Annotated in this window: 4 protein-coding genes; 1 reads left to right on the top strand and 3 read right to left on the bottom strand. The window is 37.6% G+C overall.

Annotation, left to right across the window (positions count from 1 at the left end; all coding sequences use genetic code 11):
• The 3 genes from AAF462_11730 to AAF462_11720 form a co-directional block, all read right to left on the bottom strand.
• A partial coding sequence (locus tag AAF462_11730) for a hypothetical protein (protein ID MEM7009792.1) occupies positions 1–185 on the bottom strand: 185 nt, incomplete at its 3' end.
• A gap of 69 nt (positions 186–254) precedes the next feature.
• Positions 255–833: a TetR/AcrR family transcriptional regulator gene (locus AAF462_11725; GenBank protein ID MEM7009791.1), complete on the bottom strand. Its 579-nt coding sequence runs from the start codon at positions 831–833 to the stop codon at positions 255–257.
• Positions 834–888: 55 nt separating this feature from the next.
• Positions 889–1,908, bottom strand: a complete 1,020-nt coding sequence (locus AAF462_11720; protein ID MEM7009790.1) for a hypothetical protein — start codon at positions 1,906–1,908, stop codon at positions 889–891.
• A 122-nt stretch (positions 1,909–2,030) separates the two neighbouring features.
• Here AAF462_11720 and AAF462_11715 point away from each other — a divergent pair.
• A partial coding sequence (locus AAF462_11715) for an MBL fold metallo-hydrolase (protein ID MEM7009789.1) occupies positions 2,031–2,236 on the top strand: 206 nt, incomplete at its 3' end.

The following is a 2,236-nucleotide window of genomic DNA, read 5'->3' as shown; positions in this document are numbered from 1 at the left end:
TTATCCACTTTGCTTGGTCCAAGTGTAGCACCAAGAAGCGGCATAAAGCCCATAAATAGCTCTGTGCTATTGGCCATTCCCTTAAGCACATTTGGTACTACTCCAAAAGTTTTCTCCAACTGCTCGTAAACAGCCTTAACGTTATCAGGAGCATTGTCCTTTTCTACATATCCAATTCTAGCCATACCGTAATACCTCCTTTTTATGTGTATTGTTGAATGATTATTCAACAAAAATCAAAAATTTTTTTGTTTCTAGTGTAATGTTGATAAAATCACATCTACAACATCTTTTACTTCTTTTGGATCAAGGGCAGATTTACCTGTGACTATGAGACCATGAGTGCTCGTGGCCAAAAATTGTGATAGAACCTTGGTGTTAGTGTCTTTTGGAAGCTCGCCCATCTGAACAGCCCTATTTAAACAGTTATAAAATGCGTTTTGTATTTTATCCAAGATTTTCTTTACCGCATGGGCTGCCTGATCGTCATGAGGTGCCAGCTCCACTACAGTGTTGCTTATAAGGCAACCTCTGGTTTTTTTATCTGCTGGAGTATTTACTATGCTTTCAAAAAACTGTCTTATATTTTCAACAGGGGAGCCGTCAGATTCTAAAACATTTATCATTCTGGACGTAACTTCCTCTCCATAATGTTCGACAGCTGCTATAAATAGAGAGTGTTTGTCTCCGAAAGTGTTATAGATGCTTCCTCTTTTTATTCCCATATGGTCCACAAGGTCTTGTATGCTGGTAGCCTTGTAGCCTTTCTCCCAGAAGACATCCATCGCTTTAGAAAGCGTCTCATCCTTATCAAATTCGTATGGTCTTCCCATATTTTGAAACTATATCCTAAGTTGAACGATCAATCAATAATTATATAACTAAAATTTAGGCCTGGTTTCTTGTGGAAGCGTAATTGATGTCTAGCGGTTTTGCCACCTCGGGCTTACTTACTTTCCAAATCCAGCCGTCATAAATAAAATGAAGAAATGATGAGCCTGTTATATAGAGCCCTAGAACGTATGCATTAATATTTGTACCCGCGACGCTGACTACAGCAAGCAATGCTGAGAATATTCCTACATATAACCACTGCTTTTTGGTTACCCTGGAGAAAAAGATTCTACTGTCAGGTCTCTTCTTATACTTTGAATGAACAAAAACATTTACAAATGCTATATATTCAATGGCGTGAGAGAATCCGAAAACTATAAATCCTATAATCAGGTTTTGAAAGAATATTGCGTAAAGTAGCAATACAGAGATTACAAAAATATTTTTAGGCAGACTGATTTTGTCCCAGTTCTTAAGCTCCACATATATATATATTAGAGTAAATGCGATAGCTAATAGGAGTGCAAGGTAAGAGATCATAGTGAATATTGAGAAATAATCACCTAGGTATTGAACCAATACCCGCCCTTCATAGTATTCACTCATTAGCCCCATGTTTCTCTCACCTAGTGCAAAAAACAAGTAGACGAACCAAGAATAAATTATTCCTTTATCCAGCCAAGCAAGCCCATAGCCAGCTTTTCTTGAATATATTCTAATTAGTCCATACTTTTGGGCTATAGTATGGAACATAAGCCATATTACAGAGACTGCTAGCAGTACAGAGAAGAGCCCGAGCATGTAGAATGTTAGAGCGATTATAAAAAAAGCGATCGGTAGCAAAATGTATGCCTTTTTTCGCTTATCAAACTCCTCTTTCTGACCGTAGACAAGTGCAAATGTGTAGTGTCTATGTATGAAGCTAGTGGCAGCTACTATAATTAAGATAGTGGCAAAATAATTCTCGAAGATCATAAACGCTAAGTAAATAGGTATCCATCCGAAGCTCAAATATGCAAGGTCAAAGGTTGGGTCCTTGATCCAGATATTTCTAGGTTGTGCTATAGTGGTCATAATTAACTAAGTTATACACCAGAAGTAATTTATATCATAATAAATATACTGGTGTAAAAATCAATATATATTCATCTTTTTGTGTATAATTGTTCGGTAATTTCAGATATGCGGGGGCTAATATGGAGATTCAATTTTGCGGAGCTGCACAAACTGTAACTGGAAGCTGCCATCTACTTACATTGGATGACGGCTACAAAATACTGATGGACTGCGGTCTATATCAGGGAAGAGATGAGGAATTTGAGGACTTTAATACCGAGTGGATATTTGACCCTTCAACGATTGACTGCATGATTCTCTCTCATGCGCACATTGATCACAGCGG

The organism is Thermodesulfobacteriota bacterium, from assembly GCA_039028315.1.
Taxonomy (GTDB): domain Bacteria; phylum Desulfobacterota_D; class UBA1144; order Nemesobacterales; family UBA2774; genus CR02bin9.
The sequence above is the reverse complement of the archived record's forward strand: the minus strand, read 5'-3'. Positions and strand labels throughout refer to the sequence as shown.